This window comes from Microbacterium sp. MRS-1 (assembly GCF_000585455.1).
GTDB classification, from domain to species: Bacteria; Actinomycetota; Actinomycetes; order Actinomycetales; family Microbacteriaceae; genus Microbacterium; species Microbacterium laevaniformans.
The window spans coordinates 1-1,213 of the sequence record NZ_JAUF01000119.1; the positions used below are offsets into that span (position 1 = coordinate 1).

At 66.9% G+C, this 1,213-nt stretch carries 1 protein-coding gene; it reads left to right on the forward strand.

From position 1 onward, the window contains the following. Positions 1 to 1,179, forward strand: a 1,179-nt coding sequence (locus tag AS96_RS14330; protein ID WP_036291226.1) for an IS30 family transposase, incomplete at its 5' end; no start/stop codon positions are given. Positions 1,180 to 1,213 lie beyond the last annotated feature (34 nt).

The following is a 1,213-nucleotide window of genomic DNA, read 5'->3' on the forward strand; positions in this document are numbered from 1 at the left end:
CTAGGCGTGGAGTCGCATCAGGCGCTGGATTGGGACAAGGGTATCCGCGTGTTCTCAAAGGGGCGCATCTACCCGGACGGACGGGTGGCGCTCTACAAGCCGGCGGAGATACTGGCGAACGTGAAGAAGCCGAGGACGGTCTGGCATCAGGGTGAGCGCGTCGATCTGGGGCGGGTCGAGCGGGTGATCGATGCCCGCTACCTCAGTCTGCTGGAGCGCGAGCGGCTGAAGGATTTGCAGCAGGGCGGCTTGTCGATCCGGCAGATCGCCGCCTTGATGGGTCGTGCCCCGTCGACGATCAGCCGTGAGCTGCGACGCAACACGGTCAGTCGCCACGGCTACCTGCCTCACTCTGCGCACCGAGCGTCAGTGAAGCGGCGCGAGCGACCCCGGCGGGCGAAGCTCAGCCTCGAGGGGCCGCTTCGGGACTATGTGACGGCGAAGCTCGCGAAGCGGTGGTCGCCGGAGCAGATCAGCTGCCGGCTTCGGCGAGACTTTCCGCATGACCTCGGGATGCGTGTGAGCAGCGAGACGATCTACCAGGCCGTCTACGTCCACGCGCGCGGCGAACTCAAGCACGAGCTCGCCCGGTCGCTGCGCCGGGGTCGCGGCGCGAGGAAACCACACCGCGACCCGCAGTCCCGCACCGGTCGCTTCGTCGATCCGATCACCCCGCTGGCGGAACGCCCTGCCGAGGTCGAAGACCGCATCGTGCCCGGGCACTGGGAGGGCGACCTGATCGTCGGCGGAAGGCAACGCTCCGCGGTCGCCACTCTGGTCGAGCGCACTACTCGCTACACGATCCTCGGCCATCTGCCCGTTGAACGCACTGCGGAAGCAGTTCGCGACAGCCTGGTCGTGGCCTTCGCTGATCTGCCCGCTGACCTGCGGCGGACTCTGACCTGGGATCAGGGCGCCGAGATGAGCGAGCATCGCTCCTTCGCCGCGGCGACGAACATGCAGGTCTACTTTTGCGACCCTGCATCGCCCTGGCAGCGCGGCACGAACGAGAACACGAATGGGCTGCTGCGCCAGTACTTGCCCAAGGGCAGCGACCTCAGCGCCCACGGCCCCTCCGACCTTGCCGCGATGGCCGCCGAGCTCAACGGCCGTCCCCGGAAAGCCCTCGATTGGGATACCCCGGCCGAACGCTTCGCTGCTTTAGTGGACAGCGCATAGATCAGACCGTTGCGACGATCGCTGGAATCCAAGT